At 72.9% G+C, this 25,323-nt stretch carries 22 protein-coding genes; 14 read left to right on the top strand and 8 right to left on the bottom strand.

The annotated features are described in order from the left end of the window. Positions 1-41 precede the first annotated feature (41 nt). Together metG and ACP7BI_RS06100 are read left to right on the top strand one after the other, a co-directional pair. Complete coding sequence (gene metG, locus ACP7BI_RS06105; protein WP_425844397.1) at positions 42-1,592, top strand: methionine--tRNA ligase; 1,551 nt, start codon at positions 42-44, stop codon at positions 1,590-1,592. Positions 1,593-1,748: 156 nt separating this feature from the next. Then, on the top strand, positions 1,749-2,246 hold the full coding sequence (locus ACP7BI_RS06100) for an SRPBCC domain-containing protein (protein WP_425844395.1): 498 nt from the start codon (positions 1,749-1,751) through the stop codon (positions 2,244-2,246). A gap of 4 nt (positions 2,247-2,250) precedes the next feature. On the opposite strand, the gene ACP7BI_RS06095 is transcribed toward ACP7BI_RS06100, so the two are convergent. After that, on the bottom strand, positions 2,251-2,727 hold the full coding sequence (locus ACP7BI_RS06095) for a hypothetical protein (protein ID WP_425844394.1): 477 nt from the start codon (positions 2,725-2,727) through the stop codon (positions 2,251-2,253). 292 nt (positions 2,728-3,019) lie between these two features. On the opposite strand from ACP7BI_RS06095, the gene ACP7BI_RS06090 reads away from it, so the two are divergent. After that, positions 3,020-3,844 (top strand): TatD family hydrolase, encoded by an 825-nt coding sequence (locus ACP7BI_RS06090; RefSeq protein ID WP_425844591.1) that lies wholly within the window; start codon positions 3,020-3,022, stop codon positions 3,842-3,844. A gap of 10 nt (positions 3,845-3,854) precedes the next feature. On the opposite strand, the gene ACP7BI_RS06085 is transcribed toward ACP7BI_RS06090, so the two are convergent. Next, positions 3,855-4,811, bottom strand: a complete 957-nt coding sequence (locus ACP7BI_RS06085; RefSeq protein WP_425844393.1) for a hypothetical protein — start codon at positions 4,809-4,811, stop codon at positions 3,855-3,857. Positions 4,812-4,988: 177 nt separating this feature from the next. Between ACP7BI_RS06085 and rsmA the strand changes: the two genes are divergently transcribed. Beyond that, entirely contained in the window at positions 4,989-5,816 is an 828-nt protein-coding gene (gene rsmA / locus ACP7BI_RS06080) for a 16S rRNA (adenine(1518)-N(6)/adenine(1519)-N(6))-dimethyltransferase RsmA (RefSeq protein ID WP_425844590.1), read from the top strand. Between the two features lie 140 nt (positions 5,817-5,956). Here the strand turns inward: rsmA and ACP7BI_RS06075 are convergent, their stop codons facing one another. Next, positions 5,957-6,346 carry an MmcQ/YjbR family DNA-binding protein gene (locus ACP7BI_RS06075; protein WP_425844391.1) on the bottom strand — a complete coding sequence of 130 codons (390 nt, stop codon included), beginning with the start codon at positions 6,344-6,346 and terminating at the stop codon, positions 5,957-5,959. Positions 6,347-6,424: 78 nt separating this feature from the next. On the opposite strand from ACP7BI_RS06075, the gene ACP7BI_RS06070 reads away from it, so the two are divergent. Together ACP7BI_RS06070 and ACP7BI_RS06065 are read left to right on the top strand one after the other, a co-directional pair. Beyond that, positions 6,425-7,345, top strand: a complete 921-nt coding sequence (locus tag ACP7BI_RS06070; protein ID WP_425844588.1) for a 4-(cytidine 5'-diphospho)-2-C-methyl-D-erythritol kinase — start codon at positions 6,425-6,427, stop codon at positions 7,343-7,345. 187 nt (positions 7,346-7,532) lie between these two features. Beyond that, a complete protein-coding gene (locus ACP7BI_RS06065; RefSeq protein WP_425844389.1) occupies positions 7,533-9,341 on the top strand; it encodes an ABC-F family ATP-binding cassette domain-containing protein in 1,809 nt (602 codons plus the stop codon). 17 nt (positions 9,342-9,358) lie between these two features. Here ACP7BI_RS06065 and ACP7BI_RS06060 read toward each other — a convergent pair whose 3' ends face one another. Genes ACP7BI_RS06060 through ACP7BI_RS06050 form a run of 3 tightly spaced genes read right to left on the bottom strand, consistent with a single transcriptional unit; the run spans position 9,359 to position 12,345 of the window. Beyond that, positions 9,359-10,330 carry an ArsA family ATPase gene (locus ACP7BI_RS06060; protein ID WP_425844387.1) on the bottom strand — a complete coding sequence of 324 codons (972 nt, stop codon included), beginning with the start codon at positions 10,328-10,330 and terminating at the stop codon, positions 9,359-9,361. Then, positions 10,321-10,614 carry a cory-CC-star protein gene (locus ACP7BI_RS06055; protein ID WP_425844385.1) on the bottom strand — a complete coding sequence of 98 codons (294 nt, stop codon included), beginning with the start codon at positions 10,612-10,614 and terminating at the stop codon, positions 10,321-10,323. The genes ACP7BI_RS06060 and ACP7BI_RS06055 overlap by 10 nt, the downstream gene beginning before the upstream one ends. Before the next feature lie 3 nt (positions 10,615-10,617). After that, positions 10,618-12,345, bottom strand: a complete 1,728-nt coding sequence (locus ACP7BI_RS06050) for a carbon starvation CstA family protein (RefSeq protein ID WP_425844384.1) — start codon at positions 12,343-12,345, stop codon at positions 10,618-10,620. Between the two features lie 230 nt (positions 12,346-12,575). Here ACP7BI_RS06050 and mtrA point away from each other — a divergent pair, with 230 nt between their 5' ends. The 6 genes from mtrA (at position 12,576) to secA (ending at position 21,017) form a co-directional block, all read left to right on the top strand. Further along, positions 12,576-13,262, top strand: a complete 687-nt coding sequence (gene mtrA, locus ACP7BI_RS06045; RefSeq protein WP_425844383.1) for an MtrAB system response regulator MtrA — start codon at positions 12,576-12,578, stop codon at positions 13,260-13,262. A 3-nt stretch (positions 13,263-13,265) separates the two neighbouring features. After that, a complete protein-coding gene (gene mtrB, locus ACP7BI_RS06040) occupies positions 13,266-14,954 on the top strand; it encodes an MtrAB system histidine kinase MtrB (RefSeq protein ID WP_425844381.1) in 1,689 nt (562 codons plus the stop codon). Next, positions 14,951-16,597: an LpqB family beta-propeller domain-containing protein gene (locus tag ACP7BI_RS06035; RefSeq protein ID WP_425844380.1), complete on the top strand. Its 1,647-nt coding sequence runs from the start codon at positions 14,951-14,953 to the stop codon at positions 16,595-16,597. The genes mtrB and ACP7BI_RS06035 overlap by 4 nt, the downstream gene beginning before the upstream one ends. Positions 16,598-16,660: 63 nt before the next feature. Further along, the gene (locus tag ACP7BI_RS06030) at positions 16,661-17,359 is read left to right on the top strand and encodes a ComF family protein (RefSeq protein WP_425844379.1); all 699 of its coding nucleotides are present in this window, start codon (positions 16,661-16,663) and stop codon (positions 17,357-17,359) included. Positions 17,360-17,419: 60 nt separating this feature from the next. Continuing rightward, positions 17,420-18,103 (top strand): ribosome hibernation-promoting factor, HPF/YfiA family, encoded by a 684-nt coding sequence (gene hpf, locus ACP7BI_RS06025; protein ID WP_425844378.1) that lies wholly within the window; start codon positions 17,420-17,422, stop codon positions 18,101-18,103. Positions 18,104-18,215: 112 nt separating this feature from the next. Further along, complete coding sequence (gene secA, locus ACP7BI_RS06020; protein WP_425844376.1) at positions 18,216-21,017, top strand: preprotein translocase subunit SecA; 2,802 nt, start codon at positions 18,216-18,218, stop codon at positions 21,015-21,017. A 6-nt stretch (positions 21,018-21,023) separates the two neighbouring features. Here the strand turns inward: secA and ACP7BI_RS06015 are convergent, their stop codons facing one another. Together ACP7BI_RS06015 and trhA are read right to left on the bottom strand one after the other, a co-directional pair. Beyond that, complete coding sequence (locus ACP7BI_RS06015; RefSeq protein WP_425844375.1) at positions 21,024-22,085, bottom strand: trypsin-like serine peptidase; 1,062 nt, start codon at positions 22,083-22,085, stop codon at positions 21,024-21,026. Between the two features lie 21 nt (positions 22,086-22,106). Beyond that, complete coding sequence (gene trhA / locus ACP7BI_RS06010; RefSeq protein WP_425844587.1) at positions 22,107-22,862, bottom strand: PAQR family membrane homeostasis protein TrhA; 756 nt, start codon at positions 22,860-22,862, stop codon at positions 22,107-22,109. Between the two features lie 73 nt (positions 22,863-22,935). Here trhA and uppS point away from each other — a divergent pair, with 73 nt between their 5' ends. Beyond that, positions 22,936-23,712, top strand: coding sequence for a polyprenyl diphosphate synthase (gene uppS / locus ACP7BI_RS06005; protein ID WP_425844374.1), 777 nt, complete (start codon positions 22,936-22,938; stop codon positions 23,710-23,712). 190 nt (positions 23,713-23,902) lie between these two features. Then, entirely contained in the window at positions 23,903-25,237 is a 1,335-nt protein-coding gene (locus ACP7BI_RS06000; protein WP_425844373.1) for a PhoH family protein, read from the top strand. The last annotated feature ends 86 nt before the right edge of the window (positions 25,238-25,323 follow it).

Below are 25,323 nucleotides of genomic sequence, written 5' to 3'. Positions count from 1 at the left end.
TCCGCCCTCAGCTCCACCGCGCGGCTCCTAGACTTGACCCCATGTCTGAGCGCTTCACGGTGACGACGCCGATCTACTACGTCAACGACGTACCCCACATCGGCCACGCCTACAACGAGGTCGCCACCGACGTCCTCGCCCGCTGGCACCGCATGCGCGGCGACGACACGTGGATGCTCACGGGCACCGACGAGCACGGGCAGAAGATCATGCGCACCGCGGCCGCGAACGGCGTGAGCCCGCAGGAGTGGACCGACCGGCTCGTCGAGACCGCGTGGAAGCCGCAGCTCGAGCTGCTCAACATCGCGAACGACGACTTCATCCGCACGACCGAGGAGCGCCACAAGGCTGGCGTGCGCATCTTCCTCGAGCGGCTCAAGGACGCCGGGTACATCTACCACGGCGAGTTCGAGGGGCAGTACTGCGTCGGCTGCGAGGAGTACAAGACCGCGAACGACCTCGTGCCGGGCACGGGCGAGTTCGAGGGCCAGCTCGTGTGCGCCATCCACTCCCGCCCGATCGAGGTCGTGCGCGAGGCGAACTACTTCTTCAAGCTGAGCGAGTTCGGCGACCGGCTGCTCGCGCTCTACGACGAGCGCCCCGACTACGTGCAGCCCGAGCACGTGCGCAACGAGGTGCGGCAGTTCGTCAAGCAGGGCCTCACCGACCTCTCGATCAGCCGAAACACCTTCGACTGGGGCATCAAGGTGCCGTGGGACGAGAGCCACGTCGTCTACGTCTGGTTCGAGGCGCTGCTCAACTACATCACCGCGAACGGCTACGGCGTCGACGACGAGCAGTTCGAGCGCCGCTGGCCCGCCGTGCACATCGTCGGCAAGGACATCGCGCGCTTCCACGCCGTCATCTGGCCCGCCATGCAGATGGCCGCGGGCCTGCCGATCTCGGAGCACGTCTTCGGCCACGGCTGGCTGCTCGTCGGCGGCGAGAAGATGTCGAAGTCGAAGGCGACCGGCATCGAGCCGCGACAGATCACCGACGTGTTCGGCGTCGACGCCTTCCGCTACTACTTCTCGTCGGCGATCGCGTTCGGCTCCGACGGCTCCTTCTCGTGGGAGGACCTCGACGCCCGCTACCACTCCGAGCTCGCGAACGGCCTCGGCAACCTCGCCTCGCGCGTCATCGCGATGGTGCACAAGTACTGCGACGGCGTCGTGCCCGACGTCGCGCCGGATGACGACATCCGGGATCTCGTGACGGATGCGGTGGGTCGCGCCGACAGCGCGATCGACCGCTTCGCGATCGACCAGGCGGTCGACGCGGCGATGTCGATCGTCGAGCGGCTGAACGGCTACATCACCGAGCAGGCGCCGTGGGTGCTCGCGAAGGACGAGGCGCAGCGCGACCGGCTCGCGCAGGTGCTCGCCTCGAACGTGCACGGCATCGGCGCGGCCGCGATCCTGCTCGCGCCGATCATGCCCGCGAGCGCGCAGGCGCTGTGGGCGGCGGTCGGCGGCGAGGGCGACGTGCTCGCGCAGCCGATCCGGCAGGCGCACGAGTGGCGGGGCACGGGTCGCGTGACGACGGTGCCGCCGCTCTTCCCGCGCATCGAGCAGGCGGCGCCCGCGGCGTAGGCCGCCCCGCTCGTCGAGTAGGGCACCGCAGGTGCCCGAATCGAGACGCGTGCGCGGCGCCTCCTATGCGGGCGGCGTCTCGATACGGCGGCTGCGCCGCCTTCTCGACGAGCGGGTGGGGAGCAGGACGAGCGGAGAGGGGCGTAGGGTCTCGCCATGGCGGAGACGACCCACGAGCGCGTCGGCGAGCAGTCGGTGGTGCACCGGCGCGAGTTCGATGCGCGCCCCGAGCAGGTGCAGCGCGCGCACACGACGGCGGAGCTCTTCGCGCAGTGGATGGGCCCGCGCGGCTCTCGGCTGCGCATCGACCGCTTCGAGGCGCACACGGGCGGCCGCTTCGACTACACGGTGGAAGCCGGTGGTGGGGAGGCCGGCGATGGCGAGGCGGGCGGCGAGTGGCGCTTCTGGGGCTCGTACCACGAGGTCGTCGCGGGCCGGATCGTGCACACGTGGGAGCTCCAGCAGGAGCCCGGCAGGCCCACGCTCGAGGTGCTGGAGTTCCGCGAGCTGCCGGGCGGCCGCTGCGCGCTCGGGATCACCTCGACCTACGCGTCGAAGGCGGCGTGCGACGCGATGGTCGAGTCGGGCATCGACGGCGGGATGGACGAGGACTTCGAGCGCCTCGACGAGGCGCTCGCGCAGCTCGCACGCTGACGCGCTACGAGGCGGGGAGGCGCAGCGCGTACTCCTCCTCGAGCCCGACGACCGAGAGGTCGAGGCCGGCATCGGCATCCACCTCGGTCGGCACCTCGAGCCGGTAGGTGCGCGCCGAGGTCGGCATCGCGCACGCATCGTCCTGCAGGAACGCGACGACGAGGGAGCGCTCGCTGCTCGGCACTGGGTCGCCGGCGGCCGGCCAGCAGTCCTGCGCGACGGGCAGCGACACCGCGAACAGGCTCGGCCGCTCGATCCAGACGACGACCGCGCCGAGCCGCAGCACGTCGTCGACCGAGGCGCCGCTCTCGAGCGGCACGCCGGGCTCGCCCGGGTTGAGCTCCTCGGGCGCCGCGCCACGGACCGCTTCGAGCGCCTCGGCGGCGATCGTGGACGCGCCCTGCGCGCTCGAGGAGGACGACGCAACCGACGAATCGGGGAAGCCGACCGGGCTCTCGCTCGCGGCCCCCTGGCCGCTCATGGTGCACCCCGCAGTGGCAAGGCTCGCTGCGATCGTGACTGGCAGTGCGAGGCGGAAGCGCATCCGGTGGGTCCTCCTGAACGTGGTCGGTCGTGCTCCACGTTGGCAAGCGAGCCCTGGCGCGGCCTGGACGCGAACCAAGCATTCGCTCTGCTCGAGCCCTCGTAGGCTTGGGAGCATGCCTGCCGACCACGACGGAACCGCGCCCCTCGACGTGCCCGAGACGCCCGGCGCGACGGCGCTGCCGGGCGGCGAGTACATCCGCGAGCGCTTCGACGACGGCAAGCGCGACATGACGCGGCCCGACGTGCCCGAACCGCTCGGCGTGCCCATCTACGACAACCACACCCACCTCGAGATCAAGGACGGCGACGACCTCCCGTACTGGAAGGCGCTGGATGCGGCGGGCCGGGCCGGGGTCGCGGGCGTCATCCAGGTGGGCGGTGACGTCGAGTCGTCGGAGTGGTCGGCCGCGCTCGCGAAGCAGGATCGGCGGGTGCTCGCGGCCGTCGCGCTCCACCCGAACGAGGCGCCCGGCTACGCGGAGGCCGGCACGCTCGACGAGGCGCTCGCGGTCATCGACCGGCTCGCGGCCGAGCCGCGCGTGCGCGCGGTCGGCGAGACGGGGCTCGACTTCTTCCGCACGGGCGAGGACGGCCGGCGCGCGCAGCACGAGTCGTTCGAGGCGCACATCGAGATCGCGAAGCGGCACGGGGTCGCGCTGCAGATCCACGACCGCGACGCGCACGACGCCGTCGTCGAGACGCTGCTGCGGGTCGGCGCGCCCGAGACGACCGTGTTCCACTGCTTCTCGGGCGACGAGGCGCTCGCGCGCATCGCCGCCGAGCACGGCTGGTACCTCTCGTTCGCCGGCACCGTGACGTTCTCGAACGCGAAGAACCTGCACGGTGCGCTCGAGGTGGCCGACCGCAGCCGCATCCTCGTCGAGACGGATGCGCCGTTCCTGACGCCCGCGCCCTTCCGCGGGCGCCCGAACAGCCCCTACCTCACGCCGCTCACCGTGCGGTCCATGGCCGAGCGGCTCGGCGTCGACGCCGACGAGCTCGCGGCCGAGACGGCCGAGAACACGCTACGCGCCTACGGCAGCTGGGACTGAGCCACGTCGGTCACGGCTGCCCGAGCACGTCCTCCGGCGCGAGGGCGATGACGGCCTCGCGGCCGTCGTGCATCGTGCCGGTGACCGTCACCTCGACGCCGAGCGCGGCGGGCACCCGCTCGGGCAGCGGGAACTCCCAGCCGTAGAGCCCGCCGTCGGCGGGGCAGTCCATGTCGCCGTCCGGCAGCTCGAACGCGACCTCGATCGAGCCGGGGCCCGTGACCTTCGCGCCGACCGGCGTCGCGTTGCAGACCGGGGCGACGACGGAGCCGATCGTCATGACGGCGAGCGAGGCGCCCGGCTCGAGCCACTTGACCGCGACCTGCGGCAGCGTGCCGGGCGGGATGACCGTGTCCATCGCCGGCAGCTGCTCCTGGGGGATCGGCGTCGGCGCGATCGCGCCGGGCGGGTCGTCGATGAGCGAGGGCTGGGGGTCGGCGGGCCCCGTGAGCACGTCGTCGGGGCCCACCTGCACGTCGATCGGCTGCTCCTGCAGGTCGGTGAGCTGCACGTCGAGCGGCGCCTCGGCGTCGACGGGCTCGGGCAGCCCGAGCGTCCAGCCGTGGAGCGTGAAGTCGGCCGTGCACATCATCGCCGGGTCGGGCGGGTCGAACGCGACGGTGACGACCCCGTCGACGAGCTCGGCGGCGTCGGGCTGCGGGATGCAGCCACCCCCGCCGCCCGAGCCGCCGACGACGACCGCGAGCGACTCGCCGGGCTCCGACCACAGCACCGCGACGCCGTCGGCGGAGACGCGCTCGAAGAGGCGGTCGCTCGCGAGCGTCTCCGGCTCGATCGCGACCGGGGCGTCGCCGCTGCCGGCGCCGGGCGCGCTCGGTGCGTCCGATTGCCCGGGCGTCGCGCTGCTGCACGCGGCGAGCAGCGCCGCGACCCCCGCGAGCGCGACGGCGGCGAGCGCGCGCGCTCGCGCGCCCCGACGCATCCGGAACTTCGTGGTGCTCGCCATGGCGGTCTCCCTCGGCCGCGACGCGCGTCGTGTCGCGCGTCCCTGCGTCGCATCCTGCCGCATCCGGGTGCGGACGGCCACGCACCTCGCTCGGCATAGGCTCGATGCGTGAGCACGGAGGAGACGTCGGGGCAGTCGAGCGACAGGGCGGCGCAGGGCCGCGGGAGCGCGGAGACGCTGCTCGGGGCCGCCGAGATCCGCTCGCTCGCGGCGCGGCTCGACCTGACGCCGACGAAGCGGTGGGGGCAGAACTTCGTCGTCGACGCGAACACCGTGCGCCGCATCGTGCGGACGGCGGATGTCGCCGGTCGCGATGTCGTGGAGGTCGGGCCGGGGCTCGGCTCGCTCACGCTCGGCCTCACCGAGGTCGGCGCTCGGGTGGCGGCGGTCGAGATCGATCCGCGGCTCGCGGAGCTGCTGCCCGAGACCGTGGGGCGCAAGCAGGCGGATGCGCGGCTCGAGGTCGTGCACCACGACGCGCTCACGCTCGAGTCGCTGCCGTTCCCGCCCGAGGCGATCGTCGCGAACCTGCCCTACAACGTCTCGGTGCCGGTGCTCATCCACCTGCTCGAGCGGTTCCCGACGATCGAGCGCGCGCTCGTGATGGTGCAGGCCGAGGTCGGGCACCGGCTCGCCGCGAGCCCGGGCTCGAAGACCTATGGGTCGCCGTCGGCGAAGGTCGCGTGGTGGGGGCAGTGGGCGCTCGAGGGCGACGTGTCGCGGCAGATCTTCTGGCCGGTGCCGAACGTCGACAGCGTGCTCGTCGGCTTCCGGCGCGGGCCCTCGCGCGGCGCGGAGGAGCTGCGCCGTGCGACGTTCGCGGTGATCGACGGGGCGTTCGGGCAGCGGCGGAAGATGCTGCGGCAAGCGCTCTCGGGCGTGTACGGCTCGGCGGCCGCCGCGACCGAGGTGCTCGAGCGCGCCGGGGTGGTGCCGACGCTGCGCGGCGAGGCGCTCGAGCTCGACGACTTCATCCGCATCGCCGAGGCCGGGCCCGCGCGCTGAGGCGCGGGCGCCCGCGCTCGCGGTCGGAGACGGACCCCACTTCGGCAGCGGGACCCGAGATCTCGGGTCCCGCTGCCGAGATCGGGTCCGTGCCCAACCGCGGCGGCTTCCTGCGCCGCGGTTCGGATGAGGCGCGCGCGTCAGCCGCGCCCGTCGAGCTCCGCGACGAGGCGCTTCGGCGCCGTGACGCGGAACGATGCGTCGACGAGCTCGGCCACGCGCTCCCAGTCGGCGTCCTCGAGGTCGACCGCGACCCATCCGTAGGGTCCGAGGTAGGCCGGCAGGGCCGCGCCCTCCGCGAGCAGCGTGAGCCGCTCGTCGGGCTCGAGCAGCACCGACACGCGCGGCGGGCGGAGCCCTGCGGCGTACTCCTCGCGCGTCGAGCCGCCGAGGTAGGCGAAGACCTTGCGCGTGCAGAAGGCGGGGCGGCCGTGCGAGAGCTTCTCCTGCGCGCCCGGCAGTGCGAGCGCGATCGCCCGCAGCCGCGCGAGGAGCGGGTCGTCGTCGTCGAACGCGCGCGCGTGCGCCATGCCGCGAGAGTAGCGCCGCCGCGGCTGCCGCGGGCGCGCAGGAAGCGACCCTGCGCTCGCACTAGGTTGGAACGCGTGATGGGCAGGAGCACGGTGCGGGCGAAGGCGCCCGGCAAGATCAACGTGCACTTGGGCGTCGGCGCCATCCAGGACGACGGCTACCACGACGTCGCGACCGCCTACCAGGCGGTGAGCCTCTACGAGATCGTCGAGGCGAGCGAGGCGAGCGACTTCTCGGTGCGCTTCTCGGGCCCCATTCCGCACGCGCAGCTCTCGACGGGCGCCGACAACCTCGCGATCCGCGCCGCGATGGCGCTCGCGCGCCGCGGCCGCGTCTCGAGCGGCGTCGCGCTCTCGATCGAGAAGCACGTGCCCATCGCAGGCGGCATGGGCGGCGGCAGCGCCGACGCCGCCGCGACGCTCGTCGCGTGCGACGAGCTGTGGGGGCTGCACCTCGGCCGCGACGCGCTCGTCGACATCGCCCGCGAGCTCGGCGCCGACGTGCCGTTCGCGCTCGCCGGCGGCACCGCGGTCGGCACCGGCCGCGGCGACCAGCTCACGCCCGCGCTCGCGCGCGGCCAGTTCCACTGGGTGCTCGCGCTCGCCGACGCGGGGCTCTCGACGCCCGACGTCTACCGCGCGCTCGACGAGCACCGGGCGCTGCACGCGGCCGACATCGCGCCGGCGCACGACGTGCCGACGGTGGACGCGCGGGTGCTGCAGGCCCTGCGCGCCGGCGACGCGTCGATGCTCGCCGAGGTGCTGCAGAACGACCTGCAGGCGCCGGCGCTGCGGCTCATGCCGCGGCTCGCCGGCACGCTCGAGCTCGGCGAGCGCTCCGGCGCGCTCGCGGGCATCGTCTCGGGCTCCGGCCCGACGGTCGCGTTCCTGTGCGACAGCCTCGAGTCGGCGATCGAGCTGCAGGTGACGCTCTCGGCGTCGCAAGTGCTCGCGCTCAAGGTGACCGGCCCGGTGCCCGGCGCCCGCCTCATCGACTGACGCCGACGCATCCGCCCGCGCCCTCCCGCGCGCGCTCCCCGTCGACCGGGGCGGCTGCGCCCGACCGGGCACGGCGCGCCGGCCCCGCTCGGGCGCGAGCGCCCCGGTCGGCGGATGCGGCGGCGGACCGGGCGGCGGACGCGGCCGGCGGGCGCCGACGCTCGGCGTGCGGGATGATGGAGGGGATATGGCACATCTCCTGGGCGCCGAGCGCGTCGGCGTGGCGTTCCCGACCCGCACCGTGTTCGAGTCGATCTCCCTCGGCCTCGAGGACGGCGACCGCATCGGCATCGTCGGCCGCAACGGCGACGGCAAGTCGACGCTGCTGCGCGTGCTCGCGGGGCTGCTCGAGCCGACGAGCGGCCGCGTCACGCGCCGCGGCGGCCTGCAGGTCGGGGTGCTCGACCAGCGCGACACGCTCGATCCCGACGGCACGATCGCCCAGGCGGTCGTCGGCGACCGGCCCGAGCACGAGTGGGCGGGCGACGCGCGCATCCGCGACCTCATCTCCGGCCTCGTCGGCGACCTCGACTGGCACGCGCGCATCGGCGACCTCTCGGGCGGCCAGCGCCGCCGCGTCGCCCTCGCCCAGCTGCTCGCGGGCGACTGGGACGTGCTCTTCCTCGACGAGCCCACCAACCACCTCGACGTGCAGGGCATCGCCTGGCTCGCCGACCACCTGAACGCCCGCTACGCGACGGGCCGCGGGGCGTTCGTCGCCGTCACGCACGACCGGTGGTTCCTGGATGCGGTGTGCACGGGCACGTGGGAGGTGCACGACGGCGTCGTGGAGCCGTTCGAGGGCGGCTACGCGGCGTACGTGCTGCAGCGCGTCGAGCGCGACCGGATGGCGGCCGCGAGCGAGGCGAAGCGGCAGAACCTCATGAAGAAGGAGCTCGCGTGGCTGCGCCGCGGCGCGCCCGCGCGCACCGCGAAGCCGAAGTTCCGCATCGAGGCGGCGACGCAGCTCATCGAGGACGAGCCGCCCGTGCGCGACCCCATCCAGCTCGCGCAGCTCGCCGCCACCCGGCTCGGGAAGGACGTCGTCGACATCGAGGGCGCCTCGGTCGAGCTGGGCGGGAAGACCATCCTCGACGACGTCACGTGGCGCATCGCGCCCGGCGAGCGCGCGGGCGTGCTCGGCCGCAACGGCGCCGGGAAGTCGACCCTGCTCGCCCTCATCGCCGGACGCATCCGCCCCACCTCGGGCCGCGTGAAGACCGGCAAGACGGTGAAGATCGCCGAGCTCACGCAAGAGCTCGAGGAGCTGCAGCAGCACGAGGACGAGCCCGTGCGCACCGTCGTCGGGCGGCTCAAGTCGAGCTACGCGAGCGGCGGCAAGGAGCTCACGCCCGGCCAGCTGCTCGAGCGGCTCGGCTTCCGCTCGGGCGAGCTCTCGACGCTCGTGAAGGACCTCTCGGGCGGCCAGCGGCGCCGCCTGCAGCTGCTGCTCATCCTGCTCGACGAGCCGAACGTGCTCATCCTCGACGAGCCGACGAACGACCTCGACACCGACATGCTCGCCGCGATGGAGGACGTGCTCGACTCGTGGGCGGGCTGCCTCATCGTCGTGAGCCACGACCGCTACCTCATCGAGCGCGTCACCGACCACCAGTACGCGGTCATGGACGGGCGGCTCGTGCACATGCCGGGCGGGGTGGATGCGTACCTCGAGCGATCGGGGAAGGGGTCGGTGACCTCCGCTGGTCGAGCAGCCGCCGAAGGCGGCGCATCGAGACCGGACGCCGACGCGACCGACGCCACCGCGCTCTCGGGCGCCGAGCGCCGCGCGATGGAGAAGGAGGCCGCGAGCCTCGATCGGCGGCTCGCGAAGGCGACGAGCGATCGCGAGCGCGTGCTGCAGCGCTTCGAGCACGCCGACCACGCCGACTTCGACGCGCTCGCCGCGCTGCAGGCCGAGCTCGCGGCGGTCGACGAGCGGATCGAGCAGCTCGAGGAGCAGTGGCTCGAGGCGCACGAGGCGCTCGAGGCCTGACCGCCCTCCGGCGCCCGTCAGGTCGCTGCGGCGAGGCGGTCGGCGAGCGCTCCGAGCGCTTCGGCCCCGGCGAGGTCGCCCGGCAGCAGCGGCACCTGCGCGATCGGGATGCCGTCCGTCGCGTCGCGCAGGACGGCGAGGTGCTGCTCCTCCTGCGCGCGCCGCTCGGCCAGCAGCCGGCCCGCATCGGCAGGGGAGCGGCGGTTGACGACGATCGCGGCCGGGTCGACGCCGAGCTGCCGCAGCTGTCGCACGACGTCGATCGACTCGGCGACCGGCAGCCGCTCGGCGATCGCGACGACGAGGAACGCGGTGTGCGCCCGATCGGTGATCGCGGAGCGCAGCAGCGCGAAGCGGTCGCGGCGGGCGACGAGGGTGCGGCGGAGTCGAGCGTCGGCGGAGGGCTGCTCGTCGCGGGTGCCGACGATGCTGCGCGCAGCGGCGGCGAAGCTCTCGGAGCGGTCGCGGTTGGCGAGCAGCGTCTCGGTCCAGCCCGTCAGCTGCTCGGGCAGGGCGAGGAGCCGCAGCGTGTGCCCCGAGGGCGCGGTGTCGAAGAGGATGAGGTCGTGCGTCTCGAAGCCCGCCGCGACGAGCTCGGCGATGCGCTCGAGCACCGCGGACTCGTGGCTGCCCGGCGCCGTCCGCGCCCGCTCGAGGTGCGCGCTCGCCGAGGCGTGCAGGCGCTCGGGCAGCAGGTGCCGCATCGTGTCGGCGACCGAGGCGAAGTGCCGCTCGATCGTCTCGAGCGGGTCGATCTCGACCGCGTCGACGAAGCCGGAGCCGACGTCGAGCACCCGGGTCGGCGCATCCGCCACCGCCTCGCCCCACACGTGGCCGAGGTTGTGAGCTGGGTCGGTCGAGACCAGCAGCACGCGAGCGCCCTCGCGCGCGCGAGCGAGCGCGAGGGCGGCGGCGACCGAGGTCTTCCCGACTCCGCCCTTGCCGCCGACGAACAGGATGCGGCGCGAGCGCGCGATCGTCAGCAGCATGCGATGTGGTCCAGCGGCGAGTCTGGGATGCCGATGCGGCGGTGCCAGGCGTGGAAGTCCTGCCACACCGCCGGCAGCAGCTCGGCCGAGTAGTAGGCAGCGGGATCGGGCACGCCGAGCGCCTCGCCGAGCACGACGACCATGAACAGGTCGTCCTCGTCGCGCTGCTCCCGCAGGAGCGTCTGGCGGTACGGGCCGACGTAGAACTCGTGCAGCCCCGATCGCAGCGCGGCCCAGCGCCGGGAGGCCTGCTCCCGGCGCTGGGCCCGCGCGTGCGACGGCACGCGTCAGACGGTCTCGCGCTCGGCCGCGAGCTGGGCGTCCTCGTCCTCGGGCTCCGGCTCCGCCTTGGCGGCGCGGCGCATCGCGAGCACCGCCTCGACCGCGACCCAGACGCTCGCGATGATGATGACGACATCGATCGCGAACAGCAGCCAATCGGCGTTGTCGGGGGCTGTGAAGCCGACGAGCTGTTCGAGCGCCGCCCAGAACGACAGCACGAACACGAGCACGAGCGGGATGATCGCCGGCAGCGGGTTGCGCCGCTTGCGGATGAGCATGACCGCGATGATCGAGAGCGAGAGCGACGCGAGCAGCTGGTTCGTCGTGCCGAACAGCGGCCAGATGCGCAGTCCGCCCTCGCCGCCGAGCCCCTGCGAGAAGGTCAGGCCGAGGCCGACCACCACGACGACGAGCGTCGCCGGGATCTTCGTGATCCGAACCTTCAGCGTCTGGCCGATCTCCTGCACGATGAAGCGCAGCAGTCGCATGCCGGTGTCCATGGTCGTGGCCGCGAACAGCACCGCCATGGTGGCGAGCACCGTCGCACTCAGTGACGCGGGCAGGCCGAGGCCGTTCTGCATGAGCGCGCCGCCGCCCTGCACGAACGCGTTCACGCCGCCGGCGCCGAACTCGCTGTAGATCTCGCGCCACTCGCCAGCCGACTGGATGCCGCCGATGACCGCGAGGATCGTGCCGAGCGAGAGCAGGCCCTCACCGACCGCGCCGAAGTAGCCGACGAAGCGAGCGTCGGTCTCCTTGTCGATCTGCTTCGAGCTCGTGCCCGAGGAGACCATGCCGTGGAAGCCGGAGATCGCGCCGCACGCGATGGTGACGAACAGCAGCGGCACGAGGCTCGGCGTGCCCGCTGGCAGGTCGGTGTTGAACATCGGCGCGACGATCTCGGGCTTCACGGCGCCGAAGAGGGTCGCGATGAGCACCGAGCCGAACAGCAGGATGAGCCCGACGAAGAGCTGCACGCCGTTGATGTAGTCGCGCGGCTGCAGCAGCACCCACACGGGCAGCAGCGACGCGATCGCGCCGTAGACGAACAGCGCGAGGATCCAGAACGTCGCGGGCGTCATGCCGAGGAAGCTCTCGGGCAGCACGACCGGCACGCTGTCGCCGAGCACGATGAGCGCGTAGAGCGTCACGACGCCGACGACCGTGACGGGGATGAGCGGCCACCGCATCCGGTAGACCGCGACACCGACGAGGAGGGCGACGATGATGGCACCCCACGTCGGGATGACCGCCGTCGGCGTGCTGATGAGCAGGTTCTTGATGACGACGGCGAACGCGGCGATCACCATCAGCAGCAGCAGGAAGATGACGACGAGGAAGAGGTTGGCGCCGCGCTTGCCGATGTAGCGGCCGGACAGCGCGCCGATCGACTTGCCCTTGTTGCGCAGCGACGCCCACAGCGTGCCGAGGTCGTGCATGCCGGCGAAGAACACCGTGCCGAGCGTGACCCACAGGAACGCGGGCAGCCAGCCCCAGATGACCGCGATGGCGGGCCCGACGATCGGGGCTGCGCCGGCGACCGACGTGAAGTGGTGGCCCCAGAGGATGAACTTGTTCGTCGGCACGTAGTCGACGCCGTCGCGCAGCTCGTGCGCGGGGGTCTTGAACGCGGCATCGAGCCGGAAGACCCGTTGCCCGAGGTACTTGGAGTAGACGAAGTAGCCGACCGCGAACATCGCCAGACCGATCAGCATCAGGACCAGAGAACCCATGGGCTTCCCTCTCTTTGCATGCGCCGTTGCACTGGAAGCGGGGGACGCCCGCTGTCAACGACCCTAGCCGCACCTCTGAGCCGCCTAGGACGACGCGCCCCAGCGCCCGACCCGGGACGCTGCCATCGCGCGGGCTGCTCGGCGAGCCGGGCGCCTGAGGCATCCTCGAGGCGGACTCGGCTACCCTGACGGCAGCCGCGCCGTCCCGCGGCCGTGGAGGGGAGCGCTCGATGGCTGAGCAGACGATCCTCGTCGTCGACGACGACCTCGCGCTCGCCGAGATGATCGGCATCGTGCTCGAGACCGAGGGCTACCGGCTCGAGCACTGCGCCGACGGGTCGGATGCGCTCGACCGGTTCCGCGACGTCCGTCCCGACCTCGTGCTCCTCGACCTCATGCTCCCGGGCAAGGACGGCATCCAGATCTGCACCGAGATCCGCGAGGAGTCGGGCGTGCCGATCATCATGCTCACCGCGAAGGGCGACCCGACCGACGTCGTGCTCGGGCTCGAGTCGGGCGCCGACGACTACGTCGTGAAGCCGTTCAACCCCAAGGAGCTCGTCGCGCGCGTGCGCACGCGGCTGCGCGTGCCGCGGCAGGAGGACGGCGGCGTCCTCCGCGTCGCCGACCTCGAGATCGACGTCGAGGGCCACCGCGTCACGCGCGGCGGCGAGGCGATCGCGCTCACGCCGCTCGAGTTCGAGCTGCTCGTCACGCTCGCGCAGAAGCCCAACCAGGTGTTCTCGCGCGAGATGCTGCTCGAGCAGGTGTGGGGCTACCACTACAAGGCCGACACGCGCCTCGTGAACGTGCACGTGCAGCGGCTGCGCTCCAAGGTCGAGCGCGACGTCGACAACCCGGTGGTCGTCACGACCGTCCGCGGGGTCGGCTACCGCGCCGGCGCCCCCACCGGCTAGGCCATGGCCGCGCGACGCCGCCCGATCTGGGAGACGGCGACCCGCGTGCTGCGGCGCTCGCTGCAGTGGCGCGTCGTCGCGGCGAGCATGGCGCTCTCGACGCTCGCGCTCGTCGGCGTCTTCGGCTACATGTCGCTCTCGGTCGGGCAGAACCTCTTCGAGACGCGCCGCGACGAGGCGCTCGTCGAGGCGGTGCGCGCCTCGGGCGAGATGCAGCAGATCTTCGACGAGGCGGTCACCGCGACGCTCACGAGCGGAGAGGTGGATTCGCTGCAAGACCGGGCGCTCGACGCCGTCACCGGGCTCATCGCGAGCCGCACGTCGACGGAGTACGCGATGCTCCGCAGCGACCGGCAGGGGGAGACGCTCCTGCAGATGAACGACGTGCAGTCGCAGGCCTTCGACACCGACCTGCTCTCGAGCGAGCTCCGCGCATCCGTCGCCTCCGCATCCGACACCACGCCCTACTACCAATCGGTGCGGCTCGAGCAGGGCGGCGGCTCCGAGCCCGCGATCGTCGTCGGCACGACCGTCGACGTGCCGCTCGCGGGCCGCTACGAGCTCTACCTGCAGACGAGCCTGCAGTCGACGCAGGCGACGCTCGGCTTCATGCAGCTCACGATGGTGCTCGGCGGGCTCGCGCTCATCGCGCTCATCGGCCTCATCACGTGGTTCGTCGCGCGCATGGTCGTCGGGCCCGTGCAGCAGGCGGCCGACTCGGCCGCGCGCATCGCCGCGGGCGAGCTCGACGTGCGCATCCCCGTGCGCGGCGACGACGAGGTCGCGACGCTCGGGCGCTCGTTCAACGACATGGCCGACTCGATCCAGGTGCAGATCAACGAGCTCGCGACGCTCTCGACCGTGCAGCAGCGCTTCGTGAGCGACGTCTCGCACGAGCTGCGCACGCCGCTCACGACCATCAAGCTCGCGGGCGACGTGCTGCACGATCGGCGGGAGGCGTTCGACCCCGTCGCCGGGCGCACGGTCGAGCTGCTGCACACGCAGGTCGAGCGCTTCGAGCGGCTGCTCGCCGACCTGCTCGAGCTCAGCCGCTTCGACGCGCGCGCGGCGCAGCTCGAGATCGAGCCGACCAACCTCGTGCGGCTCGCGCAAGGCGAGATCTCGGCGCTCGAGCCGCTCGCCGCCGAGCGCGGCAGCGAGCTGCGGCTCGTCGCGCCCGGCGGGCACTTCGAGGCCGAGGTCGACCCGCGGCGCATCCGACGGATCCTGCAGAACCTGCTCGGCAACGCGATCGACCACGGCGAGGGCCGCCCGATCGTCGTGACGGTCGACTCGTCGAGCGACGCGGCCGCGATCGCCGTGCGCGACCACGGCGTCGGCATGACCGAGGAGGAGGCGTCGCGCGTCTTCGACCGCTTCTGGCGCGCCGACCCGTCGCGCCAGCGCCGCACGGGCGGCACGGGCCTCGGGCTCTCGATCAGCCGCGACGACGCGGCGCTGCACGGCGGCTGGATCGACGTGTGGTCGAGGCCCGGCGAGGGCACCGCGTTCCGGCTCACCCTCCCGCGCGCCGGCGCTCGCACGGTCGTCTCGCCGATCGACCTGCCGCCCGCCGAGGCGCCGCCGCCTGCGGAGCCGCCCGCGAGAGCGGCGGACGAGGACACGGCGAGCGCGCCGATCGCGCTCGTCGACCCCGCGACCCGCACGACGACCGAGGAGGTGGAGCGATGAAGCGCGCCATCGCAGCGCTCGCCGCGCTGCTCGTGCTGACCGGCTGCGTCGCGATCCCCGACTCGGGGCCCGTGACGGCTGGCCGCGTCGACGACGCCGAGCAGGCGAGCGACCTCGTCTTCATCGCCGAGTCGCCGCGCGTCGGGGCAACGCAGGAGGAGATCGTGCGCGGCTTCCTCGCCGCCGCGATCACCCCCGACGACGACTTCGCGATCGCGCGCGAGTACCTCGTCTCTGGCGAGGCCGAGCGCTGGCGCCCCCAGGCGGGCGTCATCGTGCGCTCGGGCCAGCCCGAGGTCTCGCTCGGCGGCGAGACGGCCGCGACGGCGGTCGTCACGGCGGTCTCCGAGCTCGACGCCGGCGGCGCGCTCGAGCTCGTCGGCAGCGATCGGATGCTCGAGTTCCGGATGCTGCGGGTCGCGGGGGAGTGGAGGATCGCGCAAGCGCCCGACGGCATCGTGCTCTCCGCCTTCCACTTCGCCCAGCTCTTCCGCTCGCACGCGCTCGCGTGGCTCACGCCCGACGGCACGCGCGCGGTGCCGGAGGTGCGCTGGTTCGAGCGCACCGCCTCGACGCTCGCGGGCCGCATGGTCGACGCGCTGCTCGGCGGCCCCTCGACCTGGCTCTCGCCCGCCGTCACGACGGCCGGCGCCCCGGAGGCGCAGCGGGTCGGCGAGCCGGTCGTCGAGGGCACCGTCGCGACCGTGACGCTCGACTTCGCCCAGGTGGAGCAGCGCGGCAGCGGGAGCCTGCAGCAGCTCGCGGCGCAGCTCGCGCTCTCGCTGCGCTCGCTCGGCGTGCGCGAGGTGCGCGTCGAGGTCGACGGACTCGCCGGCCTCACCGCGTCGAGCGCCGACGCCGCTCCGCTCGACGACGGCGACGTCGACCAGCGACCGCTCGTGCTCGACGGCTCGACGCTGCGGCCGATCGGCGGAGGCTCCTCGGTCATCGACGACGTCGGGCCGACGCTCGCGTCGATCGGCGCGAGCGACTACACCGTCGGTGCCGCGGGCGGGGTCGCGACCACCGGCACGACCGCGCTGTGGCTCGAGCCCGGTGCCGGCCCGGTCGCGATCTCGGCCGATGCCGCGCTGCCCGCGACGACCGACGACAGCGGCTGGGTGATCCTGCAGGAGGCCGCGGCGCCGCAGCGGCTGCTCGCGTGGCGCGCGGGGGAGCGCGTCGAGCTGCAGCTGCCGCCGGGCGCCGATCGCATCGCGGCGATCGAGCTCTCGCGCGATGGCGCGAGGCTCGCGATCACGACCGTCGACGGGAGCGTGAGCCAGGTGTGGGTCGCGGCCATGATCCGCGATGCCGCGGGCCGCCCCGTCTCGCTCGGCGAGCCGTATGCGCTCCCGCGCATCGACGGCGCCGCGAGCGACGTGACGTGGACGAGCCCGACGCAGCTCGCGGTGCTCGCCGCGGCCGGCGACCAGTCGCAGGTCGTGCTGCTCGAGGTCGGCGGCGCCTCCGAGCAGCTGCCCGCACCGGGCGAGCCCGTGCGCGCAGTCGTCGGCGGGAGCGAGGGCGCGGCGACGCTCCGCGCGCTCGGCGTCGACGGCTCGCTGCTCGCGCTCCGCGGCAGCGTGTGGAGCCCCGTGCCGGGCCTCGGCCCCATCGGGCTCGTCGCGACGCAGCAGTGATCCTCTCCACAGCGGCGCCGATCGCCTGAGCGGGCCCGCGCGCCGGGATGCGACCGTGCGGGCATGCGGATGCGCTCGGTGCGGCTGTCGGCGCTGGCCCCGGCGCTGCGCGAGACCGCGAGCGTGCTCTGGCCGGTCGAGTGCGCCGGCTGCGGTGCGCTCGACACCCCCGTCTGCCCGGCATGCGCGGGACTGCTGCTCGCCGGCCCCGAGCACGAGCTGCTCGACGGCGTGCCGCTCGTCGCCGCCGCGCGCTACGAGGGACCGGTGCGAGCGCTCGTCGGTGCGGGCAAGGAGCGCGGCGACCGGGCGACGGCGCGAGCGCTCGGCGCGGGCCTCGCGCTCGCGATCGCGGCCGCGCCGGCGGGGGCGCTCGTGCGGGTGCCCTCGAGCCGCGGAGGGCTGCGACAGCGCGGCTTCGACCCCGTCGAGCTCGTGCTGCGCAGCGCGGGCCTCACGGCGGTGCCGCTCCGTCGCGTCGCCGGGCGCGCCCCGCCCGGCGCGCAGAAGGAGCGCTCGGCCGAGGAGCGGGCGCTCGCCGCTCGCGGCTCGCTCGAGCTCGGCCGGCGGGATCGCGCCCGGCTGGCTGGAGCCGCCGCGGTGCTCGTCGACGACGTCGTCACGAGCGGCGCGACGGCCCGCGAGGGCGTGCGGGCGCTGCGCGCCGCGGGCTGCCGACCGGTCGCGATCGTCGCCGTCGCGCGCACCGAGCGACGCCTCTCGGCCCGCCCGGCCGACGCTCGGACGGGCGGGGTATGGTGATCGCCACGCAAGTCGGCCCGCAGCCGCTGGCGCCGACGCCGTACCTGATGGGAGGCAACGATGGAGATCACATTCGGCGCGAGGGGCGCGAACATCACGGACAGGTTCCGGGCCTACGCGGAGGAGAAGCTCGCCAAGGTCACGCAGCTCCTGCCGCGCGCCACCGCCCTCGACGTCAGGCTCTCGCGCCACGCCGACCCGCATGCGACTGCCGGCGGCCGCGTCGAGATCACGGTGCACGGGCCGGGCTCGATCATCCGCGCCGAGTCCGACGGGCCCGACAAGTACATCGCCTTCGACGCCGCGTTCCACCGCATCATGGAGCGGGCCCGCCGCGTGCACGACAAGCGGCACGACCACAGCGCCCGCCGCCGCACGCCGCTGCGCGAGGCCGTCGTGACCGGGTTCGAGCAGGTCGCGCTCACCCCCGCCGACCCGGAGATCGTCGAGGCGGTCGCGACCGGCTCCATCCCCGTCGTCGAGCAGCAGCCCGAGCAGGACCAGGAGTGGTCGCCGGTCGTCATCCGCAAGAAGCGCTTCCCGGCCAGGAAGATGAGCGTGAGCGACGCCGTCGACCAGATGGAGCTCGTCGGCCACCCCTTCTACCTCTTCGTCGACGAGGCCACCGACGAGTGCGCCGTCGTCTACCGCCGCAAGGGCTGGTCCTACGGCGTCATCTCGCTCGACGACGCGATCGCCGAGCCCGAGACCACCGAGGAGAGCGCGCCCGCGGCCGCTTCCTGACGCGACCCGCGGCGCCCCTGAGCATCGCAGGGGCGCCGCCGGGTGCCGGTTGCTACGATGGGCAGTCGGTCAAGGACCGTCCCTTTCCCCCAACGCACGGGAGGCATCCCTCGTGGCCAACTTCTTCGAGAAAATGCTGCGCGCCGGCGAAGGCCGGCTGCTGCGGCGACTCGAGCGCATCGCCGCCGACGTGGCGAAGCTCGAGGACGCGTTCGAGGAGCTCACCGACGAGGAGCTGGCGCAGGAGACCGCTGAGTTCCGCCAGCGCTACGCCGACGGCGAGGCGCTCGAGACGATGCTGCCCGAGGCCTTCGCCGCCGTGCGCGAGGCCGCGAAGCGCACGCTCGGGATGCGTCCCTACGACGTGCAGGTCATGGGTGCCGCCGCGCTCCACCTCGGCAACATCGCCGAGATGAAGACCGGTGAGGGCAAGACCCTCGTCGCGCCGATCGCCGCCTACCTCAACGCCATCACCGGCGAGGGCGTGCACATCGTCACGGTCAACGACTACCTCGCGAGCTACCAGTCGGAGCTCATGGGCCGCGTCTTCCGCGCGCTCGGCATGACGACCGGCTGCATCGTCGCGGGCCAGTCGCCCGAGGTGCGGCGCGAGCAGTACGCGGCCGACGTCACCTACGGCACGAACAACGAGTTCGGCTTCGACTACCTGCGCGACAACATGGCCCACTCGAAGGAGGCCATGGTGCAGCGCGGCCACGGCTTCGCGATCGTCGACGAGGTCGACTCGATCCTCATCGACGAGGCCCGCACGCCGCTCATCATCTCGGGCCCCGCCGCGGGCGAGGCGAACCGCTGGTTCGGCGAGTTCGCGCGCATCGCCAAGCGGCTGCGCCCCGATGTCGACTACGAGGTCGACGAGAAGAAGCGCACGGTCGGCGTGCTCGAGCCGGGCATCGAGCGGGTCGAGGACCTGCTCGGCATCGACAGCCTCTACGAGTCGGCGAACACGCCGCTCATCTCGTTCCTCAACACCGCGCTCAAGGCGAAGGCGCTCTTCAAGCGCGACTCCGACTACGTCGTCATGAACGGCGAGGTGCTCATCGTCGACGAGCACACCGGCCGCATCATGCAGGGCCGCCGCTTCAACGAGGGCATCCACCAGGCGATCGAGGCGAAGGAAGGGGTGCAGATCAAGGCCGAGAACCAGACGGTCGCGACGGTCACCCTGCAGAACTACTTCCGCCTCTACAAGAAGCTCTCCGGCATGACCGGCACGGCCGAGACCGAGGCGGCCGAGTTCATGTCGACCTACAAGCTCGGCGTCGTCCCCATCCCGACGAACAAGCCGGTGCAGCGCATCGACCAGGCCGATCTCGTCTACTCGACCGTCGAGGGCAAGTTCAAGCACGTCGTCGAGGACATCGTCGAGCGCCACCAGGTGGGCCAGCCCGTGCTCGTGGGCACCACGAGCGTCGAGAAGAGCGAGTACCTCTCGGGGCTGCTCGCGAAGGCCGGCGTCGCGCACGAGGTGCTCAACGCGAAGAACCACGCGCGCGAGGCATCGATCGTCGCGCAGGCGGGTCGCCTCGGCGCCGTCACGGTCGCGACGAACATGGCGGGTCGAGGCACCGACATCATGCTCGGCGGCAACGCCGAGCACCTCGCCGTCACGCGCATGCAGGAGCTGGGCCTGAGCCCCTCCGAGACGCCGGAGGAGTACGAGGAGCGCTGGGACGAGGTCTTCGCCGAGGTGAAGGCCGCCGTCGAGGCGGAGGCGAAGCAGGTCGTGGAGGCCGGCGGCCTCTACGTGCTCGGCACCGAGCGGCACGAGTCCCGTCGCATCGACAACCAGCTGCGCGGCCGCTCCGGCCGCCAGGGCGACCCGGGCGAGAGCCGCTTCTACCTCTCGATGCAGGACGACCTGCTGCGGCTGTTCGGCGGTGCCGTCGCGCAGCGCTTCATGGCCGTCGACGCCGACGAGGACGAGATCCCGCTCGAGTCGAAGATCTTCTCCCGCACGATCCGCTCCGCGCAGGCGCAGATCGAGGCGCGCAACGCCGAGATGCGCAAGAACGTCCTGAAGTACGACGACGTCATGAACCGCCAGCGCGAGGCGATCTACTCCGACCGCCGCCACATCCTCGACGGGGACGACCTCCAGGGGCGCGTGCAGGGCTTCCTCGAGGGCACGATCCGCGAGCTCGTCGACACGCACGCGGTCGGCGGCGACAGCGACGAGTGGAACCTCGAGGCGCTGTGGAGCGAGGCGAAGACGCTCTACCCCGTCAGCATCACGATCGACGAGGTCGTCGCCGAGGCGCAGCCGCGCCTGACGGCCGACTTCCTCTACGAGCAGCTCGTCTCCGACGCGAAGCTCGCCTACGAGCGCCGCGAGGAGACGCTCGGCTCGCCCGCGATGCGCCTGCTCGAGCGCCGCGTCGTGCTCTCGGTCATCGATCGCAAGTGGCGGGACCACCTCTACGAGATGGACTACTTGCGCGAGGGCATCGGCCTGCGCACGATGGCGCAGCGCGACCCGGTCGTCGAGTACCAGAACGAGGGCTTCGCGCTCTACCAGCAGATGATGTCGGCGATCCGCGAGGAGTCGGTGCAGTTCCTGTTCAACCTCGAGGTCAAGGTGCACCAGGGCGCGAGCCCCGAGGCACCCGCGATCGAGGGCGGCGGCCTCGAGGCGGTCGAGGAGGACACGGCGAAGCTCACCTACTCGGCACCCGACGAGGACGGCGAGGCGTCGGTGCACGACTCGCGCGGCAAGGAGCTCGCGACGGCCACGGCGAAGGGCCGCGCGAAGAGCGGCAACCCGGCGGTCGCGGCCAAGGCGCAGGCGCAGGGCGGCAACCGGCAGCAGCGGCGCGCGGCGGAGAAGCAGGCGAAGGCCGCGCCCAAGAAGGTCGGTGCCTTCGGGCAGTCGCAGGACGACGCGAACGACTGACGCGCGTCAGTCGTCGATCGACTGCAGCCCGTTCCACGCGGTGACGCCGAGCGGCGGGCCGTAGGCGCCGGTCGCGCCGCCGTTGGAGAAGACCGCGGTGATGTGGCCGGCGCCGGTCTTCGGGTCGAGGTTCGAGACGAACGCCGAGCCCGAAGCCCCGTCGCCCATGGCGCAGTCGGCGCCGTAGTTCGCGTCGCCGCCCGCGCCGAAGTCGAGCCGGTCCTCCGCGCAGTGCCGCAGCACCTCGCTGTCGAACGGGTCGTTGCCGGGGTAGCCGGCGATCACGACGCCGTTCGACTCGGCCGTGAAGCTCACGCCCTGGCCGCCCACCGCATCCTCGAGCGTCATGGATCCCTGCGGAGCGAAGCGGATGAAGCCGAAGTCGAAGCCCATCCAGCCCTCGTCGTCGGCGCCGTCGAGCCAGCGGTCGTTCGCCTCGAGGTACTGCTCCGGCACCCACCAGTCCTCGGCCACCCAGGTGCCGAAGGGCGCGTCGCCGCGCTCGTAGGCGGGCGCGAACGAGATGCGGTCGTACCAGTCGCGGGTCTCGTCGTCGAAGATGCAGTGCGCGGCGGTGAGCACGACGAGTCCCGAGGCGCTGTTGATGACGGTGGCGCTGCACGTGTACTCCTCGCCGCCCGCGGCGAGCTCGAGCCGGCCGCTCGTCGTGAGCAGCAGGTTGCGGCTGCCCTCGTGCTGCGTGCCGGGCAGCAGCTCGTCGCCCTCCTCGTGCACGGGCAGGGCGATGCCGGCTCGCACGACCGGCGTGCCGGTCGTCGGCGGCAGCACGACGTCGACCGCCGCGTCGGGGAGGAACCCGTCGGAGGTCTCACCCGGGAAGCCCGCGTAGAGCTCGCCCGTGTCGCTCGCGGTCTCGTCGGCGGTCGTGATGGGCGCGTCGGGCTCGACGGGCACGACCTCGGGCGCTGCGGCGGCGCCCGGCGTCGTCGGCGCCCAGGGGTCCGCGCGATCGACGGGGCGCTCGGGTGGGGCGGGGAGCACGCAGCCGCCCACGGTGAGCGCCGCCGCTGCCACGAGCGCGGCGGTCGCGAGTCGGGGGAGGCGCACCCGCACCCAGCTAGCGGCGCGTCAGGCGGGCGGCGCGACGGCGACGATGAGGATCGCCGTGAAGTGGCACACGAAGGCGATGAACGTGCACGCGTGGAAGATCTCGTGGAAGCCGAAGTGCCCGGGCACGGGATTCGGCCGCTTCATCCCGTAGACGATCGCGCCGACCGTGTAGGCGAGGCCGCCGGCGATCACGAGCATCGCGGTGAGCGCGTTCGCCGCCCAGATCTGCGGCAGGAACGCGACGGCCGCCCAGCCGAGCGCGAGGTAGATCGGCACGTAGAGCCAGCGCGGCGCCCCGATCCAGAAGACGCGGAAGGCGATGCCGAGCAGCGCGCCGCCCCAGATGACGGTGAGCAGGATCCAGTCGGTCGGCGAGGGGAGCGTCAGCAGCGAGATGGGCGTGTAGCTGCCCGCGATGAGCAGGAAGATGTTCGCGTGGTCGAAGCGCTTGAGGAGCACGCGCGTGCGCTCCTGCCACGTGAAGCGGTGGTAGACCGCCGAGACGCCGAACATCAGTACGCTCGAGAGTGCGTAGACGGCGGTCGAGAGCCGCGCGCTCGCGCCGTCGGCGACGAGCACGAGCACGATGCCCGCGACGAGCGCAAGCGGGGCGGTCGCGGCGTGGATCCAGCCGCGCCACGAGGGCTTGGCCTCGAGTTCGGCCTCGGCGATCGCGTCGCCCGCCGCCTCGATGAGCGGCAGGTGCGGTACGTCGTCCGCCGCGGCGGGATCGGGCTCGCGCCGCAGGCCGTCGGCTTCGGGATCGGAGGTCATGGGCATGACGACAGCGTACGGCGTACGCAGTGCCGGTGCGGGCATCCGGCGGCGCCCCGGGTAGATTCGACGCGTGCGACTGCGCAGCGCCCCCGGGTCACGACTCGTGTACCGCTACTACGAGCGGCGGCTCCGGCGCGACCTCCAGGGCAGCCCCGTGCCGCGCCACCTCGCGATGATCATCGACGGCAACCGGCGCTGGGCGCGCGAGCAGAAGCTCGAGAGCGTCGGGCACGGGCACCGCGCCGGCGCCGCGAAGCTGCACGAGTTCGTCGAGTGGTGCGCCCAGGTCGGCGTCGAGGTCGTGACGCTCTACCTGCTCTCGCGCGACAACCTCACGGGCCGCGCGAGCGAGGAGCTCGGTGAGCTGTGCGAGATCATCGCCGAGCTCGCCGACGGCCTCTCGCACACGCCGGGCCGACGCATCCGTCACGTGGGCGACCCGCGCGGCCTGCCCGAGCCGCTGTGCGCCGCGCTCACCGCGGCGGCGCAGCGCACCGAGGGGGAGCCGGGCATCGTCGTGAACCTCGCGGTCGGCTACGGCGGCCGGCACGAGCTCGTGGAGGCGGTCAAGCGCATCCTCGAGTCCGCCGACGGTGCGAGCCCCGCCGAGATCGCCGAGCGGCTGAGCCCGGAGCTCATCGGCGAGCACCTCTCGACCGCCGGCCAGCCCGATCTCGACCTCGTCATCCGCACCTCGGGCGAGCAGCGGCTGAGCGACTTCATGCTCTGGCAGAGCGCGCACAGCGAGTTCTACTTCGTCGAGGCGCTCGGGCCCGACCTCCGCGAGGTCGACTTCCTGCGCGCGATCCGCTCCTACGGGCTGCGGGAGCGGCGCTACGGGCGCTGAGAACCCTCAACCTCTCATCGAGGTGAACTCTGGGCGACGGCGGTGTGTCTTCCGACGCGGCGCATCGGGAGCGCGCGTACATTCAGCCGTGTCGGGCACCTTCGCCCGGCGAGCGAGCGGCCTTCGCGCCAGCGAGCACCTCGGAGCGAGCGCCGCGTGAGATCCGACCCCGGTCGGAAGGGAGCGCCACGTGCCTGCACGCACCACCACCTCCGGAAGCGCCGTCGAGATCACCGAGACCGACACGCGCCAGCGCACCTACGTGCTCGACACGAGCGTGCTGCTGTCAGACCCGGGGGCCATCCACCGCTTCGCCGAGCACTCGGTCGTGATCCCGGTGGTCGTCATCGCGGAGCTCGAGAAGAAGCGGCACGATCCCGAGATCGGGTACTTCGCCCGCAAGGCGCTCCGCAACCTCGACGACCTGCGGATCGAGCACCAGCGGCTCGACTTCCCGGTGCCGACCGAGGGCGGCGGGAGCCTGCGGGTCGAGCTCAACCACTCCAACCAGCAGATCCTGCCGAGCGGGCTGCAGCTCGGCGACAACGACTCGCGCATCCTGGCGGTCGCCTCGAACCTCGCGGCCGACGGGCTCGACGTGTGCGTCGTCTCGAAGGACCTGCCGATGCGGGTGAAGGCCGCGTCGATCGGCCTGTCGGCGGAGGAGTACCTCGCCGAGCAAGCGGTCGACTCGGGCTGGACCGGCACCGAGCAGCTCGCCCTCTCGGGCGAGGAGATCAACCGGCTCTACGAGCACGAGCGGCTCGAGACGCCGCTCGTCGCAGACATGCCGAGCAACACGTGCCTCGTCATCTCCTCCGAGCGCGGCTCGGCGCTCGGCCGCGTCACGCGCCCCGGCGTCGTCTCGCTCGTGCGCGGCGACCGCGACGTGTTCGGCGTGCACGGCCGCTCGGCCGAGCAGCGGCTCGCGATCGACCTGCTGCTCGACGAGGAGGTCGGCATCGTCTCGCTCGGCGGCTCGGCCGGCACCGGCAAGTCGGCGCTCGCGCTCGCCGCGGGCCTCGAGGCGGTGCTCGAGCGGCGGCTGCACAAGAAGGTCATCGTCTTCCGCCCGCTCTACGCGGTCGGCGGCCAGGAGCTCGGCTATCTGCCCGGCGACAAGGACGAGAAGATGAACCCCTGGGGCCAGGCGATCTACGACACGCTCGGCGCGCTCGTGAGCGACAACGTGCTCGACGAAGTGGCCGACCGGGGCATGCTCGAGGTGCTGCCGCTCACGCACATCCGGGGCCGCTCGCTGCACGACGCGTTCGTAATCGTCGACGAGGCGCAGTCGCTCGAGCGCAACGTGCTGCTCACGGTGCTGAGCCGCATCGGGCAGAACTCGCGCGTCGTGCTCACCCACGACGTCGCGCAGCGCGACAACCTGCGCGTCGGTCGGCACGACGGCATCGCGAGCGTCATCGAGACGCTCAAGGGCCAGGACCTCTTCGGCCACATCACGCTCCAGCGCTCGGAGCGCTCCCGCATCGCCGCGCTCGTGACGAGCCTGCTCGAGGACTGAGGCCCGCGAGCCGTCGCCTGCGGGACCCCTTCGGCCACGCGGGCGTGCGCACCGCGCGGCGGATGCGTCGGTGCGCCTGGGCGGGC

The organism is Agrococcus sp. TSP3-2-1 (assembly GCF_049897585.1).
Lineage (GTDB): Bacteria > Actinomycetota > Actinomycetes > Actinomycetales > Microbacteriaceae > Agrococcus.
The sequence above is the reverse complement of the archived record's forward strand: the minus strand, read 5'-3'. Positions and strand labels throughout refer to the sequence as shown.

What these genes read in the sequence shown, in the direction of transcription:
- ACP7BI_RS06060 (WP_425844387.1), bottom strand. Translation starts at nt 10,330, where the DNA reads ATGCTGCTGACGATCGCGCGCTCGCGCCGCATCCTGTTCGTCGGCGGC.
- mtrA (WP_425844383.1), top strand. Translation starts at nt 12,576, where the DNA reads ATGGCTGAGCAGACGATCCTCGTCGTCGACGACGACCTCGCGCTCGCC.
- trhA (WP_425844587.1), bottom strand. Translation starts at nt 22,862, where the DNA reads ATGACCTCCGATCCCGAAGCCGACGGCCTGCGGCGCGAGCCCGATCCC.
- ACP7BI_RS06065 (WP_425844389.1), top strand. Translation starts at nt 7,533, where the DNA reads ATGGCACATCTCCTGGGCGCCGAGCGCGTCGGCGTGGCGTTCCCGACC.
- hpf (WP_425844378.1), top strand. Translation starts at nt 17,420, where the DNA reads ATGGAGATCACATTCGGCGCGAGGGGCGCGAACATCACGGACAGGTTC.
- ACP7BI_RS06100 (WP_425844395.1), top strand. Translation starts at nt 1,749, where the DNA reads ATGGCGGAGACGACCCACGAGCGCGTCGGCGAGCAGTCGGTGGTGCAC.
- metG (WP_425844397.1), top strand. Translation starts at nt 42, where the DNA reads ATGTCTGAGCGCTTCACGGTGACGACGCCGATCTACTACGTCAACGAC.
- ACP7BI_RS06070 (WP_425844588.1), top strand. Translation starts at nt 6,425, where the DNA reads ATGGGCAGGAGCACGGTGCGGGCGAAGGCGCCCGGCAAGATCAACGTG.
- ACP7BI_RS06085 (WP_425844393.1), bottom strand. Translation starts at nt 4,811, where the DNA reads ATGGCGAGCACCACGAAGTTCCGGATGCGTCGGGGCGCGCGAGCGCGC.
- ACP7BI_RS06075 (WP_425844391.1), bottom strand. Translation starts at nt 6,346, where the DNA reads ATGGCGCACGCGCGCGCGTTCGACGACGACGACCCGCTCCTCGCGCGG.
- ACP7BI_RS06030 (WP_425844379.1), top strand. Translation starts at nt 16,661, where the DNA reads ATGCGGATGCGCTCGGTGCGGCTGTCGGCGCTGGCCCCGGCGCTGCGC.
- ACP7BI_RS06050 (WP_425844384.1), bottom strand. Translation starts at nt 12,345, where the DNA reads ATGGGTTCTCTGGTCCTGATGCTGATCGGTCTGGCGATGTTCGCGGTC.
- ACP7BI_RS06090 (WP_425844591.1), top strand. Translation starts at nt 3,020, where the DNA reads ATGACGCGGCCCGACGTGCCCGAACCGCTCGGCGTGCCCATCTACGAC.
- ACP7BI_RS06095 (WP_425844394.1), bottom strand. Translation starts at nt 2,727, where the DNA reads ATGAGCGGCCAGGGGGCCGCGAGCGAGAGCCCGGTCGGCTTCCCCGAT.
- ACP7BI_RS06035 (WP_425844380.1), top strand. Translation starts at nt 14,951, where the DNA reads ATGAAGCGCGCCATCGCAGCGCTCGCCGCGCTGCTCGTGCTGACCGGC.
- mtrB (WP_425844381.1), top strand. Translation starts at nt 13,266, where the DNA reads ATGGCCGCGCGACGCCGCCCGATCTGGGAGACGGCGACCCGCGTGCTG.